Annotated in this window: 3 protein-coding genes and 1 pseudogene; all 4 read left to right on the forward strand. The window is 40.3% G+C overall.

The annotated features are described in order from the left end of the window. Nucleotides 1-508: RHS repeat-associated core domain-containing protein (locus R6242_RS22125; RefSeq protein ID WP_318431044.1), on the forward strand; the 508-nt coding region annotated here is incomplete at its 5' end. An 11-nt stretch (nucleotides 509-519) separates the two neighbouring features. Next, nucleotides 520-933, forward strand: coding sequence for a hypothetical protein (locus R6242_RS22130; RefSeq protein ID WP_318431046.1), 414 nt, complete (start codon nucleotides 520-522; stop codon nucleotides 931-933). A gap of 78 nt (nucleotides 934-1,011) precedes the next feature. Further along, on the forward strand, nucleotides 1,012-1,389 hold the full coding sequence (locus R6242_RS22135; protein ID WP_318431047.1) for a hypothetical protein: 378 nt from the start codon (nucleotides 1,012-1,014) through the stop codon (nucleotides 1,387-1,389). Nucleotides 1,390-1,495: 106 nt separating this feature from the next. After that, a pseudogene (locus R6242_RS22140) lies at nucleotides 1,496-2,243 on the forward strand (transposase); the annotation flags it as partial. Nucleotides 2,244-2,367: the final 124 nt, after the last annotated feature.

Here is a 2,367-nt window from a genome sequence, read left to right on the forward strand (position 1 = left end):
CGACGAAGAATCCGGCTTGCACTACAACCGCCACCGCTATTACGATCCGGAGATTGGGCGGTTTATTAGCAGCGATCCGATTGGGTTAATGGGGGGATTTAATACCCATGCTTATGCGCCGAATTCAACGGAGTGGGTTGATCCGCTTGGGTTATGGAAAGGTCAGTCAAGAGGCCCTAATGGACAATTTGGGCAAGGGGAAAATCCAAATAAACCTAAAAAACAAAATAGTGTCTGCTCAACGCATAATAATAATTTAGATAGTAAAACCCCAGCTATTGGATATACATTACGCGATAAAGATACAAATGAAATTTTAAAATATGGAGAAACTACGCAAGGTAAATCCCGCTATAGCCAATCTTATTTAGATAGTGTAAATGCTGACTTTCGAGAGGAGACATTTGGAACTAAACGTGAAATGCATTGCTGGCAACATCAGAAAATAATGGAATATAAGGCCAAACATGGTGGTGTTCGTCCACTTTTAAATAAAAATGATTACTAGGGATAAATACTATGAAATTATGGATGTCTGCGGAATCAGAAGGTGATGTTGGGGATGATGTTTTTTACGTTAGAAAAATAATTGAACCTTTAATAAATAAAAACCTAGAGGGTGTGGATATAAATGAAGAGTATGAAAAGTGGGCTTTTCTGGCCGTAACTTTTTCAGAAGGAAGATTACTTCATTATCCTGAAATAGTGCGAAGAAGCATTAAAAATAAAGTTTTGGAGTTTCGCTTACATATCGATCATTTTAAGTTTAAAAATACTGATAGGAGAGGTCAATTAAATTTAACCTTCGATGCATTGGAACGGTCAATTCTATTGATGGGTAAATTAAAAATTTCAATTAAAACGCAGGAAATATTGCGGGCTATACTAAAAAAATCAAAAGATGATTGCGACTCAATATTGGATAATCCATGAATTACTGGAGCACTTTCGAAATGATTGACCCATCGCTTAGTGATGACTCTAGTGCGACAGACACAAAAAATTCAGAATATGGAAAAAATATTAAGGAAACTAAGAAGCGCGATTGAAGTTAAATTAAACTCTCATTTAACTAAATTAACACTAAAAAATAAATTCGAAAAATGGGCTGTAATATTTGTTAGTGTATCTGATGAGTTTTCTGATTTTTTTGAAGAGTCTTTTGTTGCTCGGCGTAATCCTGATGTTATGGGGATAAGACTCATTATTGATTTCAATGCGTTCTCCAAGGGAAGTGAGATGGAAAAAATGCATCTAATGATAAAAACACTTCATCGATCGGTTGAAAAAATGGCAATGCCAAAATTCAAAATAAGTGAAGAGGAGAGAGAAAAGTTAAATGAAATTATTAATACCGTTGAAAAAGAGCTGGAGCTAGAGATTAATTAACCGTTATTTTTAGCATAAAATATGCCAAGAAAATCAGATGGTAATCCCCCCACAAAACCAGCTCATTTTTAAGTAGAATTTTCTCGCAGTGTTTGAGGAGCTCTACATGAAAGCAGCACGCTATTCCGACAGCCAAATTATGGCGATTTTAAAGCAAGCCGAAGCCGGTTCAACCGTCCCCGATTTGTGCCGCGAGCACGGCATGAGCTCTGCCTCTTTTTATAAGTGGCGCGCCAAGTTTGGCGGCATGGACGTCTCGATGATGACTCGCATGAAAGAGCTGGAGGACGAGAACAAGCGTCTTAAAAAGATGTATATCGAAGCCCAGATGCAAGCAGATATCATCAAGGAGGCCATGTCAGAAATCATCTGAAACATCTCAGCGCCGCGAGATGGCTCACTGGGCCGTTGAAACCAAGGCAGTTTCTATTCGTGCGGCTTGCGCCAGCTTTGCGATTAGCACGACTTGCTATCGCTATATTCGTAAGCTGGACGCAGAAAACGCAAAAATTGCGGAACTGCTGATTCAGCTCACTGAAACCCATCGAAGCTGGGGCTTTGGCCTTTGTTTTTTACATCTGCGCAACGTCAGGAAAAAACACTGGAACCATAAACGCGTCTACAGGATTTACTGCGATTTAGAATTAAATCTGCGAATTAAGCCTAAAAAACGCTTAGAGCGTGAAACGCCAGCGTCATTAGCTGTGCCAGCGGCAAAAAATGAAACGTGGTCGATGGATTTTATGCACGATCAATTGGCCGATGGCCGCAGCATTCGCTTATTTAACGTGATTGATGATTTTAATCGTGAAGGATTAGGCATTGAAGTCGATTTCTCTTTGCCAGCAGAGCGCGGTAAGCGCCTAGCCCTCCCATCTAAACGCCCTTTCCTTTTTTCGTCATGCTGAGGTTTTTATCAAGCAGGAGGATTTATGGGGGATTTGCAGACGCGGCGCGGGGAGTGGCTACTGCGTGTGG

It is taken from the genome of Iodobacter sp. CM08 (assembly GCF_033446605.1).
Lineage (GTDB): Bacteria > Pseudomonadota > Gammaproteobacteria > Burkholderiales > Chitinibacteraceae > Iodobacter.